Annotated in this window: 19 protein-coding genes; 14 read left to right on the top strand and 5 right to left on the bottom strand. The window is 62.0% G+C overall.

Going from position 1 to position 21118, the window contains the following annotated elements; translation table 11 throughout:
* Positions 1-128 precede the first annotated feature (128 nt).
* The 4 genes from waaF (at position 129) to NZ585_09305 (ending at position 4346) form a co-directional block, all read left to right on the top strand.
* Positions 129-1163 carry a lipopolysaccharide heptosyltransferase II gene (gene waaF / locus NZ585_09320; GenBank protein ID MCS7080236.1) on the top strand — a complete coding sequence of 345 codons (1035 nt, stop codon included), beginning with the start codon at positions 129-131 and terminating at the stop codon, positions 1161-1163.
* Positions 1164-1426: 263 nt separating this feature from the next.
* Positions 1427-2257, top strand: coding sequence for a bifunctional 3-deoxy-7-phosphoheptulonate synthase/chorismate mutase (locus NZ585_09315; protein MCS7080235.1), 831 nt, complete (start codon positions 1427-1429; stop codon positions 2255-2257).
* Positions 2254-3729, top strand: a complete 1476-nt coding sequence (locus NZ585_09310) for an anthranilate synthase component I family protein (GenBank protein ID MCS7080234.1) — start codon at positions 2254-2256, stop codon at positions 3727-3729. The genes NZ585_09315 and NZ585_09310 overlap by 4 nt, the downstream gene beginning before the upstream one ends.
* A gap of 26 nt (positions 3730-3755) precedes the next feature.
* The gene (locus tag NZ585_09305; protein MCS7080233.1) at positions 3756-4346 is read left to right on the top strand and encodes an aminodeoxychorismate/anthranilate synthase component II; all 591 of its coding nucleotides are present in this window, start codon (positions 3756-3758) and stop codon (positions 4344-4346) included.
* Between the two features lie 10 nt (positions 4347-4356).
* On the opposite strand, the gene trpD is transcribed toward NZ585_09305, so the two are convergent.
* The 3 genes from trpD to NZ585_09290 all read right to left on the bottom strand — a co-directional run bounded on the left by trpD (position 4357) and on the right by NZ585_09290 (position 8838).
* Positions 4357-5334 carry an anthranilate phosphoribosyltransferase gene (gene trpD / locus NZ585_09300; GenBank protein ID MCS7080232.1) on the bottom strand — a complete coding sequence of 326 codons (978 nt, stop codon included), beginning with the start codon at positions 5332-5334 and terminating at the stop codon, positions 4357-4359.
* A 22-nt stretch (positions 5335-5356) separates the two neighbouring features.
* A complete protein-coding gene (locus tag NZ585_09295; GenBank protein MCS7080231.1) occupies positions 5357-7753 on the bottom strand; it encodes an ATP cone domain-containing protein in 2397 nt (798 codons plus the stop codon).
* A gap of 83 nt (positions 7754-7836) precedes the next feature.
* A complete protein-coding gene (locus NZ585_09290) occupies positions 7837-8838 on the bottom strand; it encodes a DMT family transporter (protein MCS7080230.1) in 1002 nt (333 codons plus the stop codon).
* 235 nt (positions 8839-9073) lie between these two features.
* Here NZ585_09290 and NZ585_09285 point away from each other — a divergent pair, with 235 nt between their 5' ends.
* The 5 genes from NZ585_09285 (at position 9074) to dnaJ (ending at position 15167) form a co-directional block, all read left to right on the top strand.
* Positions 9074-9514, top strand: coding sequence for a hypothetical protein (locus NZ585_09285; protein MCS7080229.1), 441 nt, complete (start codon positions 9074-9076; stop codon positions 9512-9514).
* Positions 9515-9708: 194 nt separating this feature from the next.
* Positions 9709-10854, top strand: a complete 1146-nt coding sequence (gene hrcA, locus NZ585_09280) for a heat-inducible transcriptional repressor HrcA (protein ID MCS7080228.1) — start codon at positions 9709-9711, stop codon at positions 10852-10854.
* Positions 10855-10974: 120 nt separating this feature from the next.
* Complete coding sequence (gene grpE / locus NZ585_09275; GenBank protein MCS7080227.1) at positions 10975-11946, top strand: nucleotide exchange factor GrpE; 972 nt, start codon at positions 10975-10977, stop codon at positions 11944-11946.
* Between the two features lie 96 nt (positions 11947-12042).
* Positions 12043-13905, top strand: a complete 1863-nt coding sequence (gene dnaK / locus NZ585_09270; protein MCS7080226.1) for a molecular chaperone DnaK — start codon at positions 12043-12045, stop codon at positions 13903-13905.
* A gap of 128 nt (positions 13906-14033) precedes the next feature.
* Positions 14034-15167, top strand: coding sequence for a molecular chaperone DnaJ (gene dnaJ, locus NZ585_09265; protein ID MCS7080225.1), 1134 nt, complete (start codon positions 14034-14036; stop codon positions 15165-15167).
* A 45-nt stretch (positions 15168-15212) separates the two neighbouring features.
* Here dnaJ and NZ585_09260 read toward each other — a convergent pair whose 3' ends face one another.
* Positions 15213-15584 (bottom strand): response regulator, encoded by a 372-nt coding sequence (locus tag NZ585_09260; protein MCS7080224.1) that lies wholly within the window; start codon positions 15582-15584, stop codon positions 15213-15215.
* 219 nt (positions 15585-15803) lie between these two features.
* Here NZ585_09260 and NZ585_09255 point away from each other — a divergent pair, with 219 nt between their 5' ends.
* A complete protein-coding gene (locus NZ585_09255) occupies positions 15804-16730 on the top strand; it encodes a LysR family transcriptional regulator (protein ID MCS7080223.1) in 927 nt (308 codons plus the stop codon).
* 74 nt (positions 16731-16804) lie between these two features.
* On the opposite strand, the gene NZ585_09250 is transcribed toward NZ585_09255, so the two are convergent.
* Positions 16805-17503 carry an ABC transporter ATP-binding protein gene (locus NZ585_09250; protein MCS7080222.1) on the bottom strand — a complete coding sequence of 233 codons (699 nt, stop codon included), beginning with the start codon at positions 17501-17503 and terminating at the stop codon, positions 16805-16807.
* Positions 17504-17559: 56 nt separating this feature from the next.
* On the opposite strand from NZ585_09250, the gene NZ585_09245 reads away from it, so the two are divergent.
* From NZ585_09245 to NZ585_09230, 4 genes are all read left to right on the top strand, one after another.
* Positions 17560-18276 (top strand): arylesterase, encoded by a 717-nt coding sequence (locus tag NZ585_09245; GenBank protein MCS7080221.1) that lies wholly within the window; start codon positions 17560-17562, stop codon positions 18274-18276.
* Between the two features lie 19 nt (positions 18277-18295).
* Positions 18296-19687 carry a tRNA uridine-5-carboxymethylaminomethyl(34) synthesis GTPase MnmE gene (gene mnmE / locus NZ585_09240; GenBank protein MCS7080220.1) on the top strand — a complete coding sequence of 464 codons (1392 nt, stop codon included), beginning with the start codon at positions 18296-18298 and terminating at the stop codon, positions 19685-19687.
* Between the two features lie 240 nt (positions 19688-19927).
* On the top strand, positions 19928-20812 hold the full coding sequence (locus NZ585_09235) for an ABC transporter permease (GenBank protein ID MCS7080219.1): 885 nt from the start codon (positions 19928-19930) through the stop codon (positions 20810-20812).
* Between the two features lie 114 nt (positions 20813-20926).
* Positions 20927-21115: a DUF433 domain-containing protein gene (locus NZ585_09230; GenBank protein MCS7080218.1), complete on the top strand. Its 189-nt coding sequence runs from the start codon at positions 20927-20929 to the stop codon at positions 21113-21115.
* Positions 21116-21118: the final 3 nt, after the last annotated feature.

Raw genomic sequence — 21118 nt, 5'->3', positions numbered from 1 at the left:
TGTGGGAGCCGCCGGCCCGCAGCAGGATCGCAACGAAAAAACTTCAAGCCGTCTTGGAGGCCGTACACCCGGTGCGGTGTCCCCAGTTGGAGCTTGATTACGCCTTCAGCAAGAATGGACTGAGAGCCATGATTCACCGGCTGTTGGTGCGCGGCGTCAACTGGGTCGGCGACAGCATGATGACCTTGCCCGCGCTGCGCGAACTGCGCCGCCTCTTCCCCAACGCGCATCTGACGCTCATGGTACGCCCATGGGTCGCCGACCTCTTCGCCGATACGCCGCTGGCCGACGACCTGCTGCCGTACGACAACCGACAGGCGTCCTTCCTCTCCGGCGTCGCCAAACTGCGCGCCGGCCGCTTTGACGCGGCCGTTCTTTTCCAAAACGCCTTTGAAGCCGCCGCGATGACGTTCGCCGCACGCATCCCGCGCCGCATCGGCTTCGCCACCGAAGCGCGCGGCGTCCTCCTCACCGACGCCTTCCCCGTCACGGCGGCGACGCGACGCAAACACCAGATCTACTACTACCTCGACCTTGTTGCGCAGTTGGAGACACGGCTGACCGGCGCGACGCAGGTCAACTACGCATCGCTTGACTACCGGCTGCCGGTCGCACCGTCCGCCTACGCCGCGCTCGACGCCAAGCTGCCAAACGTAGGGCGAAACGGCCGCCCCGTCGCCGTCGTCCCCGGTGCCGCCAACAGCCGCGCCAAGCAGTGGCCGCCCGCGTCGTTTACGGCGCTCCTCGACCGACTGGCCGACCACCCCGACCTGCAACTGTTTCTCCTCGGTGCTTCCAACGAACGCCCGTTGTGCGACGCCATCCGCAGCGCCATGCGCCGTCCCGAACGCGCCGTCGTCTTGGCCGGCGAACTCGCCTTGCGTGAAAGCGTGGCGCTGCTGTCCCGCTGCGCCGTCGTCGTTAGCAACGATACGGGTCCGGCCTACGTCGCGGCGGCGCTGGATCGTCCGTTGGTGACAATCTTCGGCCCAACCGATCCCAACCAGATTTCACCCTTCTCGCCGACAGCCCGGATCATCCGGCGGCTTGTTCCATGTGCGCCCTGCCTGCTCAAGGACTGCCCGATTGACCACCGCTGTATGACCGGACTGACGCCGGAAATGGTCTATCAGGCGACGCGCGACGCCCTCGGCCTCACATAGGGCTTGCGTCCGAGCGTCCGAAACGCTAAGGTCACCACAACTTATTCGTTTCTCGTTCTTGTATGCACGCGCGCAACTTTACGTTTAGCGGCTATTGGTACTGGTGGAGCCTCATCGGGAAGGCTTCGGCCGGCCGGCCGGCGCGCGCGATTGACGACTAAACCAACGCTCCGCCAGCTTTCTTCAGAGCCGCCGACCTTCCCAAGCTGGGAGGTCGGCGGTTTTGCTTTTGGTCACTTTTTCAACTGTGAGGAACCGCCACGATGCTTGCTCGCCGAAGTTCTCCGTCCCACCACACCACGGTTTCCATCGCAGGCGTCCCTATCGGGGAACAGCCGCTCGCCGTCATCGCCGGCCCCTGCGCCGCCGAATCCGAGACGCAACTCCGCACCGTCGCCGAAACCCTCACCGCGCTTGGCGTCCGGCTGCTGCGGGCCGGCGTCTATAAGCCCCGTACGTCGCCCTACAGCTTTCAGGGTCTTCAGGAGGAAGGGCTGGAACTCCTCAACGCCGTGAAACGGGACTACGGCCTCGGCGTCGTCAGCGAAGTTATGTCAGTCGCCCACCTCGAACGCGCCTACGACGTGTTCGACTGCTTTCAGGTCGGCTCGCGCAACATGCAAAACTTTGAACTGCTGAAGGCGCTGGGACAGGTACGCAAGCCGGTGCTTCTCAAGCGCGGGCTGGCCGCCACCATCGAAGAATTCCTTGGCGCGGCAGAGTACATCCTTGCGGGCGGCAACCCGCAGGTCATCCTCTGCGAACGCGGAATTCGGAGCTTTGATCCGGCGACGCGCAACGTCCTCGACCTTGGTGCCGTCGCCCTGCTCAAGCGCCTGACGCACCTGCCGGTCATTGTGGATCCCAGCCACGCCACCGGACGCCGGGATTTGGTTCTACCGGCCGCGCGGGCGGCGGTCGCCGTCGGTGCCGACGGCCTCATCGTGGAATGCCACCCAGTACCGGAACAGTCCGTCTCCGACGCGGCGCAGGCGCTGTCCCTTGACGAGTTGGCGCAGCTTGTTGCCGAAGCGGCAGCCGTCGCGCAGGCGGTGGGACGCCACCTGCCCTACCGAATGGAGCGCGCGGCATGAGTTGTCTGACGGTTCTTTCCGACGCCGTGACCCCGGCGGCGCTCTACAATGAACTGGCCGCCGCCTCGGATGTGGCGTTCCTGCTGGAAAGCGCGGAAGGCGACGCGCGTCTGGCGCGGTATTCTATCATCGGCGTCGAGCCGCGTTTGGTGGCGGCGTTTCACGGCCGCCGCGTGACGGTTCACGACCTCCACCGCCGAACCGAACGCCACACCCAAACCGACGATCCGCTGCGGTTTCTTAGCGAACTGCTTGACCGGGAAAGCGCCTTGGTCGCCGACCAGCGCCGGTCGCTTCCGCCGACGCTGCCGTTTTACGGCGGTTTCGTCGGCTATCTGGGCTACGGCGCGACGGCGACGCTCGCCGGCGTCCCCGTACAGTCGGCGGCGCCCTACGCCGCGCCGGACGGTTGCTTCGGTCTCTACGACACGTTTGTTGTGTTCGACCACCTGTACCGCAAGCTGCACATCGTCTCCTACGGCGGCGACGCCATGGTTGAACAGGTGTACGACCGCGTTCGCCGCCGAGCGCCGCTGCCGCCGCTGCGCGACGCCGCCGACGCTCTGCGCGGGCGCGATGTCTTCGCCGGCGTCGAGACGACGCTGGACGACGCGGCCTTTGCACGGCTGGTCGAACAATGCCGCGCCTACATCACCGATGGCGAAGTGTTCCAGATTGTCCCGTCGCGGCGTTTTTCGCGGCGGACGACGGCCGCGCCGTTCACCATTTATCGCGCGCTGGTGGCGCTCAATCCCTCCCCTTACGCCTACTGCCTGAAGTTTGGGCGTTACACGGACGCGCCCGGCTTTACCTACGTCGGATCGTCGCCGGAAACCTTCGTCACGGTGCGGGACGGCGTGGTGACGCTGCGCGCGCTGGCCGGGACGCGGCCGCGCGGCGCGACGCCCGAAGAGGACGAGCGACTGGCCGCGACGTTGCGCGCCGACGAAAAAGAACTCGCCGAACACCGCATGCTGGTTGATTTGGCCCGCAACGATGTCGGGCGCATCGCCGAAATCGGGACGGTCACGGTCGGCGAGATAGCACGGCTGGTACGCTACACGCACGTCATGCACCTCGCCACGGATGTCGCCGGACGTTTGCGGTCGGGACTAACGGCGTTTGACGCCATGCGCAGTTGCTTCCCGCGCGGGACGGTGACGGGCGCGCCGAAAATCCGCGCCATGGAACTGCTGGCGCAGCTTGAACCTGAACGGCGCGGTCTCTACGCCGGGATGGTGGGCTACATTGACTTCGCCGGCCACGCCGACAGCGCCATCGCCATTCGCTCCGCGCTGATTCAAGACGGCGTCGCGCACGTCAACGCCGGAGCCGGGGTCGTGTTCGACTCGCAGCCGCAACTCGAAGCCGACGAAACACGCAACAAAGCGCGCAGCGTTATCACGGCGCTGCACCTAGCTGAAGCCGCTGAAGCAACGCTCGAACCACGACAGCCGCTTGACGGCAGCTGACACCTTCCGCAACCGCGCTCAACGCCATGCTGGTCATCATTGACAACTACGATTCGTTCACGTTCAACCTCTACCAAATGCTCCAGATGCAGACGACCGAGGAAGTCGTCGTCGTCCGCAACGATGCGGTGGATTTGGCGACTTTGCGCGGGTGGCGGCCGACGCGCATCGTGTTGTCGCCGGGGCCGGGGCGTCCCGACAACCCGCGCGACTTCGGCGTGTGTTGGGACGTGCTCACCGCCGCCGCGACGCTCGCCGTCCCCATCTTGGGCGTCTGTTTGGGTCATCAGGGGATTGCGGCAGCGTACGGCGGGCGCGTCATCCGCGCGCCGCGCATCGTTCACGGGAAAACTTCCGAAGTCATCTTGACCGCGCCTTCGCCGCTTTTCGCCGGTCTGCCGGAACGCTTTTCGGCGATGCGCTACCATTCGCTCATCGCGGACGAAGCGACGCTGCCGGACTGTTTGACCATCACGGCGCGCACTGTCGCCGACGGCCTCATTATGGCGGTGGCGCACCGGGAGCTGCCGGTGTACGGCGTGCAGTTCCACCCGGAGTCCATCGGGACGCCGGACGGCGCGCGGCTGCTCGCCAACTTCCTGCGGCTTGGCGGGTGAACCAGCGACATTAGGCGTCACGCAGGTACGCCAGAAACGTTTCGACCTGTCGCCGGACAATCCCGCTCGCCAGCAAGTCGGCGGCCAGCGCCGCCCCTTCCGCCAAGGTCGCCGCCCGTCCGGCGGCGACAAAGCCCAGCCCGGCATTGAGCCGAACGCTATGGTAAGCCGTCGAAGTGGTATCCACGCCCGCCACAATCCGCCGGAACAGCGTCAGGTTGGCTTCCGGCGCGCCGGTTGGGATGTCTTCCATCACCGGCTCAAGCGCCTCTTCGGACGCCCACGGACACTTCCTGACGCACTGCGGCGCGACATCGTAGATGACGGACGTTCCCAGCGGCGTGAGTTCATCACAGTCCCCCTCGCCGCGCACGACCAACGCGCGCTGCGTCCGCCCATCATTCGCCAACCACTGCGCCGTAAACGCCTGCATGCGCGGATGCGAGACGCCGACCAGCCGGCGCGTCGGTCGCAGCGGATGCAGCAGCGGCCCAATGTAGTTGAAAAGCGTCGGTCGCCCGAACCGTCGTCGCGCCGCCGCCGCTGCCTTGAGCGCCGGGTAGCACTGCGGCGCATAGAGAAACGCCAGATTCGTCGCTTCCAGTAAGGCGGGCAGCTGTTCCAACGGGTACTCGACCGGCACGCCCAATCGTTCGAGCAGATCAAAACTCCCACTTGCGCTCGTGGCGGCGCGATTGCCGAACTTCACAACCCGCACGCCGCCAGCGGACAGGACGAAAGCGACCGTCGTGGAGACGTTGAAACGCGGACGCCCACCGCCGCCCGTCCCGCAGCAATCCAGAATGTCGCCGTCCACGGCCGGCGGCGGGACGGCGGTGGACGCGACGGCCGCAATCAGCGCCGTGAACTGCTCATAGGTTGCGGCGTCGGGCGTCAAACGGGCCAGCAGGGCGTCGGCTTCGGCGTCCGCCAGCTGGCGGCCAGCGAGCCAATCGGCGACCAAGTTTGCAACGGCGGGGTCGTCCATGGCAGGCGTCGCAGTGCCCGGCTCAGATGTCGCACCGCCCACCGGCGCACGCGACGACATCCCTGAAACTGGTGTAGTCCGCCGCCTCGTTGAGCGCGGCATAGTCCACCGGGTTGTACTTCAGGGCGTTCCAGCGCGCGATGTCCTGCGGCGTCGTCACTTCTTCAAGCGGCGCTTGCGGGTAATCCTTGTCGCCGCTGGCGGGCAGAATCGAAATGCCGGTGAAATAATCGCGGTTTTCCCAGATGTAGTCCGCGACGGCGTCCCACTCATGCGGCCGGACGACGACCGTGTTCGAGACGTTGTGGTACAGCCCCGGATTGTAGTCCTCGTGCGCCGTACCGGGCTTGACCCAGTTTTCCTGCACCAGCTTCACAATCTCCAAAAACTTCGTCGCGCTGAGGTCTTTCTTCGTGATCGCGCCTTCGGGCGCTTCAACGGGGAACGTGATCACGTCGGTGGTGTCCGCCTTCATGCCGTACACCTCGGTCATGTGCGGGTTGTACCGGCGGAAGAACTGGTAAACCACCTCGGTGCGTGCGGCTTGGACGCGCCGGAAATAGCGTTTGGCATGGTGAGGATGGATGCCGCTCGCCGTACCCAGCAGCAGCGACGCCGTCCCTTCCGGCTTGACGCAGGTGACGCGCGCGGCGCGATTGATGCCGATGACCTTCGCCAGCGCCGCATTCGTCGCCTTGGCGATGTCCGCGCCGCGCCGCAGAACGGCCGGGTCGAGCAGGACGGTGGGGTTGTCCATGACGCCGCAAATCGAGACGCCAAGCAGCGCTTCACGTTCGTTGATGACGCGCGTCACAGGCCCTAAGTAGGGCATGTCGGTGTACGCCGCCTGCAACGTCCCGATGACCGCGGCCGTGCGACACAGCGCGTAGAAGTCTTCCGGGGTTCGGCACGCGCGGCCGTTGATGGTGGAGAGGTTGCAGTGCTGCCAGCCCGAAACGGTATCGCCGACTTTTAGCGGTTGGTCGTAGCCCAGCGCCCGGAGTTTGGCCAGGGTCGGCTCGTCCACCGTCATCACCGGCATGAGACCAATCTCAACACACGGGTTGGCGCCATACTCCGTGTTCTCGGTGAAGTAGAAACCGGGTTCGCCGAACTGTTTGACAGCGTTGAACAAGGCTTGGAACTGCTCGCGGGAAGCCTCGCGGCGGACAAGGACAGCACTGTTGTTGGAAAACTGCCGCTGCGGATGAGCGACAAACCAATCACCGGTCTTGGCGTTGGTCATTTCCTCGTCGTCGGCGCTGAACAGCGCGATGGTGGCGCTGCGGCGGACGCCGCCCGAAATGACGGCGCTCGCGGCGTACATCAAAATGTCGTACGCCTCGATTGGCTTGAGCTTCCGGCCTACCGCCCGATCCAACACGCCGCGCATGGCTTCCAACGCCCGCTTGAGCGGGAGATGTCCCGGCGCGCGTCCGCCCGACGTGCGTAGCAGGCTGCCTTTCGGTCGAATCTGCGAGTAGTTGAACTCAACATAGACACCCGCATAGTAACTGTGGATGAGCTGATCCACCGCATCCGCCCAGCCTTCAATACTATCGGGAATCGTGAAGTGAACCACCGGCAGCTCGTCGATGCTTTTCCGCAGGGGGAGCGGCGGCAGCTTAGCGACGTGGTGTTTCTGAACGGAAAATCCGACACCCGTTCCTGACAACAGGAGCCACGTCGCTTCGGCGAACTTACGGGGGTGGTCAATGTGGCCGAAGCAGCAATTGTACATCCGGGCGTGATTAACCTCAATGGCCTTGCCGCCGAACTGCAGCGAACGCATTGAAGGTAGCGCCCGGCGGTCGCGGACATCCCGCTCGGCCTGATCAATCAGCTCACCGACGGTGAGCCCAAGTTCGGGGACGGAACGGTCGAGGACAGCGCGAAAATGCGCTCGGTGCATCTCGAAGACGCGCGCAACGGCTTCCGGCCACAGTTCACGTCGTCCCAAATCTTCGCGGTAACGGGTGTACCGGCTGACGGCGATGTAATCGGCGAGACCGTTCTCCACATGCTTGTGGATACGCGCTTCGGCTTTCTTTGCCCGATAGAGCACGTAGCTTTTCGCTACGTCGAAATGACCAGCGCCGGCAATCATCATCTCAACGATGTCTTGCACCTGTTCGACAGTGGGGTTTTCGCCCCGGTGGAAGCGCAGATCAACGTTGTTGATGACCATGTTCGTGATGCGGAGCACTTCGGCATGGTCTTCTTCGCTCAGGCCGTAGCGGGCTTCACGGTCGTTGCTGAAGGGGTTGGGCGCGTTGTTGTGCCGAACGGCGTAGAAAGCCAACGAAATCGCGCGGACGATGCGCTCCGGGTCCCAGCCCACCGTACGCCCGTCGCGTTTGACAATCACCCGGCGTTCAACAGACGGGGAGACCTTTTCGAGAATAACAGCGGTATGCATAGTTTCCTGCCTGTAGGCTTGTAATGCTTGTGTGCGCTATGAATAGCGTTTTATGCGTGCCGTATCAACGACATATAGTGCTTCTAGGCCGAACGGTTTGCGGACGCCTCGGCTTGGGCGGCGGCTGGTCGCTCCAGTTGCCGCCAGATGATGACGCCGATGACCATGGCTCCACCTAGTACGGCCGTCGCCGCCGGACGTTCGCCCGTCGCCAACGCCACCCAGACTGGATTCAGGATTGGCTCCAGCATCGCCAACAGCGTACTTTCCAGCGCCGAAACGCGACTGACGCCCATCGCAAAAAACACGTAGGCGACGCCGATCTGGAGGACGCCCAACCCGGCCAGTAGTCCCAACGTTGACGATGGCAGAGGCAACGCGGCAAGCATCGCAGGCGCGCACAGCACGGCGGCTAAGGCGTTGCCGAGCGCGATGAGGACAAGGCTGGACGGCGGCGAACCGCCCGCCGGCGGTTGCGTCCGGGCGTCGGCGCGCAGACAGAGGGCGATGGCGGCGAAGCCGATCCCGGCGACAATCGCCAGCAGGTTGCCGGCCATCCCTGCCCAACTCAACTTACCGAAGAAGAACCACGCCATGCCGAATAAACAGCCGCCGATGGCCCAGCGGTCGCGGCGGGTGATCGGCTCATTGAGCAGCGGTCGCGCCAACAGAGCGACGAAAATTGGCGCCGTGTACTGCAGCAGAATCGCGTTGGCGGCCGTCGTCAGCTTGTTGGCCCAGGTGAAGGAAACCATGGTCAGCGCGTAGCCGGCCGCTCCCCACCACACGTAGCGCCGCCGCAGCGTATCACTTGCTTGGAAGCCCTCGCGTTGCATCCGCCACAGCAACACCGCGACCAGAACAAACAACGCGAAGAAGCTCCGAAAACCAGCGATGGCGAAGGGATTTGTTTGTGCCGTTTTGATGCCGACGCCGCCTAGACTCCATAGGGCTGCGGCTGCGATGACACAGGCCGCGCCGATGAATCGTTCGCGTTGCATGGGGCGATGCTCTTCCAGCCGGTTAGGCGCGTCAAGCCACCGCTCGCCGGAAAGCATCCGGCCAACGGCCGCTGCACCGGCCATAGCCCACCTACATTGGTGGGCTTTTGAAGGATGAAGCGCCGTCAGGACGGTCTATAGTGAAAGTGCATAGGGGTTTAGGAAAAACGCCCAACATCGTCGCAGCGCTCCAAATTATGCTTTCCGTTGACAGGTACGAGGTTTACATCCTTTCCTTACATCGTGCATAACACGTCCTAGGGCGTCAGCGCCGGCCCGGATGTCCCGGCGCAAGTCACTTGGAAGGACATGCTCCGCCATGCCCACCGTCAGCTCCAACCACGCCAAAACCATCGAACTCGTCTACCAAATCCTGTGCGACGACGTACGTCTCGAAGTCGGCAACAAGCTCAGCTTTATGGGGGTGTTTCAGGAAATCTACGCCCCGGAAATCCCCTTCGGACTGGTGCGTATGGCGGTGTGCAATCACTGGCGCGGGACGGGCGAGTACCTGTCGGAAGTCCGCATCCTTTCTCCCGGACGCCGTGAAACGCTCGCCGTTTCGACGCCGTCGCGCCTGAGCCTGCCGGCGCAGGGCTTCAACACGAACGTGACGTTTTTTCTGAACCTGCATTTTCCGCAGGCTGGGGAGTACGTTGTGCAGACGCTGCTTGACTCGCGCTTGTTTTGCGAGACGATCTTGCGGGTTGGACGCCTGACGCCGCCGTCCGACCACCACCCCAATCCGCTGCTGAACTGAGGTGTGACAGGGAGCAGACGGCTGCACCTGAACCTTTAGCCTTGCCTCCACTCTTGCATGGTATGCGCCGTACGCCCCCCTTCTCCGAAAAACAAGGCGACCGTCTGACGCGCTGCGCCGTGGCTGGCTTGACACGTTTTTTTGACCGATGCTATCTTGCTGTGACATTTTTGTGCTAAGAAAAACAACAGTTTATGGGCAAAAGGCGGGCGGTTCACAAACTGGACGAACGTAGCCACGAGCTGTTGTTGACGCTCGTACGCCTTCACATTGCCACTGGTGAACCCATCGGCTCGCGGACGCTCTCCAAGCAAATTGGGCAAAAGCTCAGCCCAGCCTCGATCCGCAACATCATGGCGGATTTGGAAGAGCAAGGGTATGTCACCCAACCCCATACATCAGCTGGGCGCATTCCCACCGATCAAGGCTACCGCTACTACGTAGATACGCTGGTCGCCAACTTTGACGCTCGCCCATCGCGGACGGATGAGGAAATCATCCAACGTAGCCTGTTTTCCGACCCCAACGTCACTGGAGAAGACGTCCTCGCCCGCGCTTCCCACGTCCTGTCCAACTTGTCGTCGTACGTTGGGATTGTTCTGTCGCCCCCCCTGTCACGCGACATTCTGCAACATATTGAGTTTATTCGGCTGGAAGCACGCCGCGTGCTGGTCGTCACAGTCTCACGCACTGGACTCGTTCGCAACTTTGTCGTCCGGGTAGATGAAGACCTTGCCCCGGCCGAACTTAGCCGGACAGCGCACTACCTGAATGAACACTTCGCTGGGCGCACTTTGTCTGACATTCGCCTTGAGTTGCTCAAGCGCATGTCGGAAGAAAAACATCTTTACGACCGGTTGCTCAAAAACGCGCTGGTGCTATGCAACCGTGATCTCGACGCCGATGCTTCCGAAGCTGACGTGTATGTGGACGGTACGGCCAACATCCTTGACGCGCCGGAATTTGCGGACACAGCCCGGATGCGCGCCCTCTTTCGGATGTTTGAGGAAAAAGGGCGGCTGGTGAAAATCCTCAACGCCTGCTTGGCGCAGGCGGAAACAACTGGCGGCGTGGTGGTGCAAATCGGTATGGAGCATCACGTACCCGGTCTGCGGGATTGTGCCATCGTCACGGCTCCATACCACTATCGGCATGATTCAGTTGGAAGCCTTACGGTCGTTGGGCCAGTGCGAATGAAGTACGGGCGCGTTATGCGGCTGGTTGGGTATATGGCCAAGATATTTGATCAGCTTTTGAACGACACCGCCCCTGCGCCCTTTCCGCCTACGCTGGTGGGACAAGCCGGTGGTCGCATCCAAGTTGTACACCTCACTGGGTGAATCCTTCGCCGGTTAGTCGCCTGTGACCGTACGGGTTTCCCACTCCCTGCCTAGTGTTACAGCGTCCCAGCCCAACGCCGGACATACTTTTCTGGCGAGCTGTTTTAGGAGGACATCACGGTGAATACGCCCGCCGGGAATGTAATGCCACAGCTTGACGTGGCGCCGCCAAAGCGGCGCACGGTTGAGATCGAACTGCCAACGGACGCCGCGCTATCGGAAGCTTCGCCAAGCCGCCGCCCTTCCCCGCCGTTTACCTCATCCCTCTCGTCCGGCGGCGGGGACGCTTTCTTCACCGCCGCCCCCCTTGCGGCTGGTGAAACGCCAGCAGCTTCAGCAGCGACTCCCTATGAGACCGAAATGGGAGCCGCCGCGCCGCTCTCCGATTCCGCCGAAGAGTCAGCCGGCGAGGCGTCTCCCTCGCCCGCCGACACTTCACCACACACCTTACCGGCGGCTGAGTCGGATCAACCGGTTGTTGCGGAGAGTACATCCGGCGGCCCACGCAAAGGCCTCTCGGAAGATGAAACCATTCGGCTGTTGATGGATTTGGCCAGTCTGCAGGAAGACCTAGAACGCGCCCGCGAACAAACCAACTCGGCGCGACGCCATGTCGAACTCGTTAAGGAGCAGTTGGCCAAGGCCACCAGCGAGAAAGCGGCGATGCAACAACAACTCCAGCGCTTGATGTTCGAGTTTGACAATTACCGCAAGCGCGCTGAACGCGAGAAAGCGGAGGCGGCGGAGCGCAGCAAACACGCTGTGTTGCTCAAGATGCTGGACGTACTTGACAATCTGGAACGCGCGCTGCAAACGGGGCGCGCCGAGGGCGGTAGCCTCGCCGACTTCTTAGCTGGCGTCGAACTGATCCAACGGCGGCTCATGGATGACCTTGCTGGCTTTGGCGTCCAACCCATTGCAGCGGTTGGTGAAGTTTTTGATCCAAACGTTCACGAAGCGATTGCCACAGACGAAACAGACGAGTACAAACCCAATACAATACTGGCGGAACTCAAACGCGGGTACAGAGTCGGCGACCGGCTGTTGCGCCCGGCGATGGTGCGTGTCGCCGTCCGCCCGGCTGTTTCCTGACGCTGATAGACTCCGCAGGAAAGGCCTTGCAAACGGGTTGGGACAAACAAGAGCAATCCCCTGTGCATGTCGGGTGGACATGCCTAGACTGACGCCATGGGTAAAGTAATCGGCATAGACCTTGGGACAACCAACTGCTGCGTCGCCGTGATGGAAGGTGGAACGACGCAGATCATCCCTAACAAGGAGGGAGGACGCACAACGCCGTCAGTTGTTGGCTTTACAGACAAAGGTGAACGACTGGTTGGGCAAATCGCGCGTCGGCAGGCGATCACCAACGCTGCCAATACCATCTATGCCGTCAAGCGACTCATTGGCCGCAAGTTCAACTCGCCTGAAGTCCAGCGCGCGCGGGAAATCTGCCCGTACGAGATTTGCGAGTCCTCCAACGGTGACGCCTGGGTGCGGGCGCAGGGCCGCGCTTACAGCCCGCCCGAAATCTCCGCCATTATCCTGCAGCGCCTGAAAGCCGCCGCCGAAGACTTCCTCGGTGAACCGGTGGAAGAAGCCATCATTACCGTCCCGGCTTACTTTGACGACTTCCAGCGGCAGGCGACCAAGGACGCCGGTAAGATTGCAGGGCTGAATGTGCAGCGCATCATCAATGAGCCGACGGCGGCGGCGCTGGCGTACGGCGTCGGCAAGCGGGAGTCCGAACGAATTGCCGTCTATGACTTGGGCGGCGGCACGTTTGACGTGTCGGTGCTTGAAATGAACGACGGCGTGTTTGAAGTACTCTCGACCTGCGGCGACTCTTTCCTCGGCGGAGAAGACTTCGACCAACGCATCATTGACTGGCTGATTCAGGAATTCCTACGCGAAACAGGCATTGACCTACGCACCGACCGGCTGGCGCTCCAACGCCTAAAGGAAGCGGCGGAGCGCGCCAAGTGCGAGCTGTCTTCGACGCTCGAAGCCAACATCAACCTACCGTTCATCGCCGCCGACCCAGCAACGGGCCCGAAGCACCTCAATCTTACTCTCACCCGCGCCAAGTTTGAGGAACTGGTCAGGGATTTGGTTGAACGGACGGTCGAGCCGTGCCAGAAGGCGCTGTGGGACGCACGCCTCAAACCCGAAGATATTGACCAAGTGTTGCTGGTTGGCGGACAAACGCGCTCGCCGATTATTCACGAGTGCGTCAGGAAGATTTTCGGGCGCGAACCCAACGCGAGCATCAACCCGGATGAGGTCGTGGCAATTGGCGCAGCGATTCAGGGCGGCGTCTTCACTGGACAAGTCAAAGACTTGGTGCTGCTGGATGTGATTCCGCTCTCGCTAGGCATTGAGGTGCGCGGCGGCCTATTCCAGAAAATCGTTGAGCGAAACACCACCATTCCTGTCCGCAAGTCGCTGACCTTTACGACCGTTGTCGACAACCAGTCCTGCGTCGAAATTCATGTCCTGCAGGGCGAACGTGAAATCGCCAAAGGCAATCGTTCGCTGGGACGATTTGAACTGGTCGGCATTCCGCCAGCGCCGCGCGGCGTCCCGCAAATCGAAGTTTCGTTTGAGATTGACGCTGACGGCATCGTAAAGGTGTCGGCGCGTGACAAAGCCACTGGGCTTGAGCAAAACATGCGCGTTACGCCGTCGTCGGGGTTGTCGCCGGGCGAAATCGCCAACCTCATCGCGGAAGCCCAACGCAACGCCGAAAGCGACCGCCGGTTAAAGGAGTTGCTGCTCATGCAAAGCCGTCTCGAAGGCTTGCTACAAAACACGCAGCGTTCTTTCGGCGAATTCGGCTGGATGCTGCCGGCGGAAGAGCAGGAACTGGTACGTGAAACGATCACCGGCGCAAAGGAAGTCCTCAACATCCAAGATGCGGCGGTGCTCAAGCAGTGGCTTGAAGCGCTCGAAAATGTCGCTCAGATTATCACCAATGCCATGTTCAATACGCCGGCGAGCGATGCGCCGCCGCCACCGGAAACCGGCGGCGTAAAGATGTTGACGGAATAACGATCGGCGGTGATGGTAGAGCCTAGGGCGGACTTGCCGTCACGCTCGTGCCGCCAGTTGGTAGTGTGCGAGCGCTCGGCGGGAGGCCGTCGTACGCAACCTTGGCTCGGTTTCGGAAGGATGAGGGCATGGCAAGTAAGCGGGATTACTATGAAGTGCTAGGCGTTGCGCGGAACGCGACCGAGACGGACATCAAAAAAGCGTACCGTCGCCTGGCGATGAAGTACCACCCGGACAAAAACCCCGGCGACAAGGCGGCTGAGGAGAAGTTTAAGGAAGCCGCTGAGGCCTACGCCGTGCTTTCTGACCCCGAACAGCGCGCACGGTATGACCGCTTCGGCCACGCTGGCGTCGGTGCGGCGGCAGCCGGCGGTTTCAGCGGGTTTGCCGGCTTTCAAAACTTTGAAGATATCCTTGGCGACCTCTTCGGGTTTGGTTTTGGAGGTGGCGGCCGCCGTAGTCAGGTGCAGCGCGGAGCTGACTTGCGCTACGACCTAGAACTGACGCTGGAAGAAGCCGCCAAGGGCGTGACGACGCAGATTCGCGTACCACGTTTAGAAACCTGCGATGACTGCGGCGGCAGCGGCGCCGCCGCTGGCACGACGCCGGAAACCTGCCCAACCTGCGGCGGCCTCGGCCAAGTTCGGTATCAACAGGGCTTTTTTAGCGTCACTCGGACCTGTCCCCAGTGCCATGGCGTCGGGCGGATTATTCGAAACCCATGCCGTACCTGCCGTGGCGAAGGGCGCGTCCGGCGTGAAAAACGCATCGAAATCAAAGTGCCGGCCGGGGTGGACAATGGTATGCGCCTCCGCGTCGCAGGCGAGGGGGAAGCTGGCGTTGGCGGCGGTCCGCCAGGCGACTTGCAGGTGGTTATCCACATCCGGGAACACGAGATTTTCGAGCGGCAGGACAACAACCTGCTGTGCCAAGTTTCCATTGACTTTGTGGAAGCGGCGCTTGGGGCTGATATTGAAGTGCCGACCCTAGATGGGTACGCCATGCTGAAGATTCCTGAAGGGACGCAAACCGGGACGGCCTTCCGCCTGCGCGGTAAGGGCATGCCAACGCTGTCTGGGGAAGTCGGCGATCTCTTCGTCATCGTCAATGTGGTCACACCGACCAACCTGACCCGTGAACAGCGCCGACTGCTTGAGGAGTTCGCCGCCTTGCGCCCCGGCGGCGACGGGCGCAAAGCGACGCGCAAGCCTGAAGAAAAGGGTTTTTTCGACCGCGTGAAGGACGCCATCTTCGGCGGTTGAAGCCGCGACGCTGGCACGCCGTCCGGTCGCCTGCACCCGGCGGTTTCACCGGGCGGCGACGTTCTGGCGGAGGGTGTTCCGCAACTGCCCGAGGTTGAAAGGCTTCGGCATTACCGTCACATTCGGCCAGTCGCGAAGCCGGTTTAGGCGCGCGTCATCCTGGAGGGCTGTGATGAGGATAATCGGTAGGTCAGGCCGTGCTTCGTGGAGACGTTCGATCAACTCTTCGCCGTCCATGCGTGGCATGAACAAGTCAGTGATGACACACTGAATCACGTTTCGGTGCTGCATGTATGTCTCAAGGGCTTCGACGCCGTCTTCAGCCGTCAGTACTTTGTACTCAAGGCTTAGCACGGAAACGAGCAAGTCGCGGATATACGACTCATCATCTACAATCAGAATCGTGTGTGAAGACATAACCCTGAAACTACGCAGCACCGGAGCCAGGCCGGCGCATCAAGATCATCGAACGCAAAAGTCACTCGGCTTCGCGCCGGCCGGTTGCGCCGGAACGAGCACCGCCAAAGAACCTCATACCGGTGGGGCTGAAATTTTACGCCTTTCGGATTGAAAATACTCTCACATTCGCCTTCTGGCTGTCCACCTTGAGGTATATCGCCGAAACAATTCGGTCGAATGGAATTTCCGTCAGGCGGAAACGGATTGGCAACCGTGGATTTGTCTCACCTTGAAGTTTTCACGGCGGTCGTCGAAGAAAGGCACTTTTCGCGGGCGGCACGGCGGTTGGCGCGGACGCAGGCGGCGGTGAGCCAGACCATCAAGAAGCTGGAACATGAGCTGGGAACGGCGCTGCTTGACCGCAATGCGAAGGGCGTCATCCCCACCGCTGCCGGCCGTCTGCTCTACGACTATGCGCGACGCCTGCTCGACCTCCGCAACGAAACGACGCAGGCGCTGCGTCAACTGGACGAACTGACCGCCGGGCGATTGGTTATTGGGGCGAACGAGCAAACCGTTACGTACATTTTGCCGTGGCTGGAGCGCTTCATTCGGGCCTACCCGGCGGTTCACGTCGAGGTCAAGCGTTGCCGCGCGAGTGAGGTGCCCTCCGAAATCCTACGCCACGGCGTGGAGCTAGGCGTTGTCAGCTTTGCGCCGCCGGACAGTGGTCTGCGGTCATTGATCGTCGCCACGGATGCAGTCGCTCTCGTAACGGCGCCGCACCACGCTTTGGCTGGCCGTTCCGTCGTCTCCATCCGCGAACTAGGACAGGAAACATTCATCGCTCACAACGTTGTGTCGCGGTACCGGCTACAAGTTATCGAAGCCTTCGCCCGTCACCGGACGCCGTTGCGAATTGCGGTAGAATTGCCGTCGATCGAGGCCATCAAACGAATGGTGGAGTCTGGGGTCGGTGTCAGTATCCTGCCGCGTTTGTGTGTGGCGGCTGAAACGGCGCGTGGGCAGTTAGCGGCGATGCCCATTCGCGAGATGCGTTTGGCGCGCAAACTGCGCGTCGTTTATCGGCGACAGTCGCCGCTGTCGCGGGCGGCGCAGGCGTTTGTCAACTTGGTGCGAACAACAGAAATCAACGGCGGTTAGGGTACACTCTGCGCGAAGGCAGTGCAGAGGCCGACGCAGTTGGCGGTTGGCGCACGCCTCCAAACAGACCTGCCCTAACTGGACGGCAACGGCTCAACGGAAACGCTTACGTTGTCTAGGACAACCCGTCCATCGCGTAACGTAATGGCTCGGTCGGCGGCGCGTGCCAGTTCTTCGTTGTGTGTCACCATCACCAGGGTCGTTCCCGCCTCGCGGTTGAGTCGGCGCAGCAGCTCAAAAACGCGCATCCCATTGGTGTAATCAAGGTTGCCGGTCGGCTCGTCCGCTAGAAGGATTGGCGGCTCGTTGGCGAAGGCGCGGGCGATGGCGACGCGCTGCTGCTCGCCGCCTGAAAGCTGCGCTGGGTAGTGGTGGGCGCGGTCGCTCAGCCCAACCGCCGCCAGCAAAGCTTTTGCGCGTCGTTTGGCGTCACGCCGACCGACGATTTCCATCGGAATCTGGACGTTTTCCAGCGCTGTCGCCGTCGGAACGAGATGGAAAGCTTGAAAAATGAACCCGATGGTACGGCTTCGAAAAGCCGCCAAGGCGTCTTCGCTGAGGCGTGTAATCGAGGTACCGGCGAGGATAACTTCTCCTGTGGTTGGCGCATCCAGCCCGGCGATGAGTCCCAGCAGGGTGGATTTTCCGCTCCCGGATGGCCCCAAAACGGCGGCGAACTGTCCGGCGGGAATCGTCAGGTCAAGCGGGTGGAGAATAGTCAGGGTACTGTTGCCGCTTGTCGCTTGCTTTGAGACTCGCTTCAATTCAATCATTTGGCGCAGCCAATCGGGTTGCGAATCGGCAGGACAAGCGTTATAGGCGTTTTCCTATGGCGACACAACGGATTTGGGCGGTTTGGTTGCTGGCGGGCGTTTTAGCTGGAGTTGGTTGTGGACGCGCCAACCCTGATCTTGCCGAACCACTACCGGTCATTGCGCCGGCTTCCGAAGAGGCATCTCGCTTGGCTCGACCGCGCATCCTGTTTTTGGGGGACAGTCTCACGGCCGGTTATGGGCTCCGCCGAGAAGCGAGCTACCCGGAGTTGCTCCAAAGCAAACTCGACGCCGCCGGGTTGAACTACCAAGTCGTCAACGCTGGCGTATCGGGGGACACGTCAGCCGGCGGGTTGGAACGGCTGAGTTGGTCGCTGGAGGGAGATGTTCGCATTGTTGTTGTCGCGCTTGGTGCCAATGACGGACTGCGGGGTTTGCCGCTAACGCAGTTGGAAGCTAACCTACGTGCCATCATTGAACGCTCACAGGCGCGCGGCGCCACGGTCATTCTGGCCGGCCTCAAAGCGCCGCAGCAAGCAGGCCCCGACTATGGGGCGCGCTTTGAGGCGGTCTATACCAAGCTAGCCAAACAGTACAATCTACCCTTTATTCCCTCGCTACTCGAAGGCGTCCTCGGCAAAGAAGACCTTAACCAGAGCGACGGCATCCATCCGAACGAAGCAGGCGCACGGATCGTCGCCGACAACGTGTGGAAGGTGCTTGAGCCGGTCGCTCGTCGGGCGGCGGCAACATCTTCCCAAGCCCAACGGTAGCCTGTTTGTTTGATTCACAATGCCGACATACGACTGGCAGGACACCATCGCAGCGATTGCGACGCCGCCCGGCCGGGGTGGGATTGGGATTGTTCGTCTCAGCGGCGACCGCGCCTTGGCCATCGGCGCGGTTTTGTTTCGTGGGCGGCGGTCGTTGGCGGCGCATCCGTTTCGCCCACTGCGCGGTTTTTTCTATGACGAGGCCGCCGACGAGACGATTGATGACGGGCTAGCGATTTACTTCCGTGCGCCGCGCTCGTTTACCGGCGAAGACGTGGTGGAGTTGCACGCTCACGGATCGCCAGTCATTCTGCGGCGCATCATTGCCTGTGCGTTGCGCGAAGGCGCACGGGCAGCTCGGCCGGGCGAATTCACGTTGCGCGCCGTCCGCCATGGGCGGCTTGATTTGGCGCAGGCCGAAGGTTTGCGCGACCTGATTGCGGCACAGACGGCGTACCAAGCCCGCTTGGCGGCGCAGCAGATGCGCGGCGCGCTCTCCACGCGCCTGCAACCGTTCAAAGAGCAGCTTTTGACGACGATTGTCCATCTTGAGTCGGCCGTGGAGTTCGTCGAGGAGCAACTGGACACCCGCTCGCGGTCGGCGCTGGCCGGCGACCTCGCCAAGCTTGAAGCTGAGTTGAGCGCGTTAGCGGCCACGTACCACGCCGGGCGAGTTGTACGGGAAGGCGTGTCGCTGGCCGTCGTTGGGCGGCCCAACGTCGGCAAGTCCAGCCTGTTCAACGCCCTGCTGGACGCCGACCGAGCGATTGTGACCGACATTGCTGGGACGACGCGCGACATTTTGCAGGAAACGGCGACCATTGGCGACCTGCCCGTACGGTTGATGGACACCGCCGGCATTCGGGACACCTCGGACATTGTGGAGCGGATGGGTGTTGAACGCAGTTACAGCGCCCTGGCTGACGCCGACGTAGTGCTTTTTGTCGGCGATGCCGCCGCCGGCCCGCACCCGGATGAGGTGCGCGTGTTGGAGCACCTACGCGACCGGCGCGGCGTATGCGTTGTCAACAAAATTGATTTGGTTCGGGCGACGGAGCCGTTTGAGGCGATGCTACGCCGGTGCCGCCTCGACTTACCGGTCGTTGGCGTTTCGGCGCACACGCGGGCCGGTCTCGACGAGCTTAAGACAGTCATTCAACAAATCGCTGTTGGGCGAACGCTCGACGCCGGTCACGATTGGCTCATCACGGACGCCCGCCATGCGGCGGCGCTCAGTGAAGCGGCGGCGGCGCTGGGTCGAGCGCGAGCCTTGCTGGAACAGGGCTTTTCCGAGGAAGTACCGCTGGCGGATTTACATCGGGCGTTGCAGGCGTTGGGCGACATCACCGGCGAAACGAGCATTGAGGACATTTTCGACCGCGTGTTCGCCACCTTCTGCATCGGCAAGTAACAAGTAACGGAGATAATCTTGGCTGGAGGGTGGCTAACTTGGATTGCCAGTGCGATACTGCGGCGCAGGAACGAGCAGTTCGGATTCGAGCGTCGCTCAACGTCCAAACCTTGGGTGCGAAGCGCTTAGCTACGGCGGCTGAACACGGTTGCGGGCTGTTTTTGACGAACGATGTGCAACTGTGGGGCGCCGTACCGCTATTGCCGTCGAGGTTTTGGCGTAGGTAAAGTGGCGTCACGTATGGCATCCACGGCTTCGCTGGAAAAACCGGTTGGTTCAGACACAGAGGCGGCGCGGACGCCCGCCGTCCCGACCATTCGGATTGAGCCGACGCGCGGCTGGGTCGCTGTCAAGTTCAGCGAGTTGTGGGAATACCGCGAGCTGCTGTACTTCCTCATTTGGCGCGACGTAAAGGTACGCTACAAGCAAACCGTCTTGGGCGCGGCGTGGGCGATTTTGCAGCCGTTGTTTACGATGCTGGTCTTCAGCGTTTTCTTCGGGCGGCTGGCGGGCATCCCGTCGGACGGCGTACCGTATCCATTGTTTGCGTTGGCGGCGCTGATTCCGTGGACGTTTTTCGCCAACGCGCTGGGGCAAGCGTCGACTAGTCTGGTCAACAGCGCGCACTTGATCGCCAAAGTGTACTTCCCCCGCTTGGTCATTCCGCTGGCGAGCGTTCTTGGGGGGTTGGTGGATTTGGCCGTCGCCTGCGTGATTTTGGTTCCGATGTTGTTGTACTACAGCGTTGTCCCGGATTGGCGCATTGTCTGGCTGCCGGGGTTTGTCTTGTTGGCGGTTGTGACGGCGCTGGGGGTTGGGCTGTGGGCGTCGGCGCTCAACGTGGAGTACCGCGACGTACGGCACGTGATGCCGTTTCTGACGCAGTTGTGGATGTTTTTGACGCCGATTGTCTATCCGGGCAGTCTTGTCCCGGAGCGGTGGCGGACGCTGTACAATCTCAATCCGATGAGCGGCGTGGTGGACGGTTTTCGGTGGGCGTTGTTGGGCGCGGGGACGCCGCCAGGGTTGCCGTTTTTGGCTTCGGTTGCGGCGGCGCTGGTCATCTTGATGACCGGGGCGTTTTACTTCCGGCGGATGGAGAAGACCTTCGCCGACCGCGTGTGACGCATGGCGTAGAACATCCGGCGAAGTGGAAACCGACGAAAAAGCGGCGAGTCGGTTCGGTTTGCAGAAGGCGCGTCGTCGGTTTTGCCGTCGGCGAAACTCACGGAGACGGATATGACTGAAGAGCGGATTGTGATTGACACCGACATTCTGGGCGGCAAGCCGGTTGTTCGGGGAACACGGCTGGCGGTGGAGTTTATCCTCGACTTAATGGCGCAAGGCTGGAGTGAAGAACAGCTGTGCGCTGAGTACCCGGGGCTGTCGCGGGACGACATTCTGGCTTGCCTGCGTTTGAAAAAATAGTAG

Origin of the sequence: Chloracidobacterium sp., assembly GCA_025057975.1 — a bacterium.
Taxonomy (GTDB): Bacteria; Acidobacteriota; Blastocatellia; order Chloracidobacteriales; family Chloracidobacteriaceae; genus Chloracidobacterium.
This window is presented reverse-complemented; position numbering and strand designations above follow the sequence as displayed.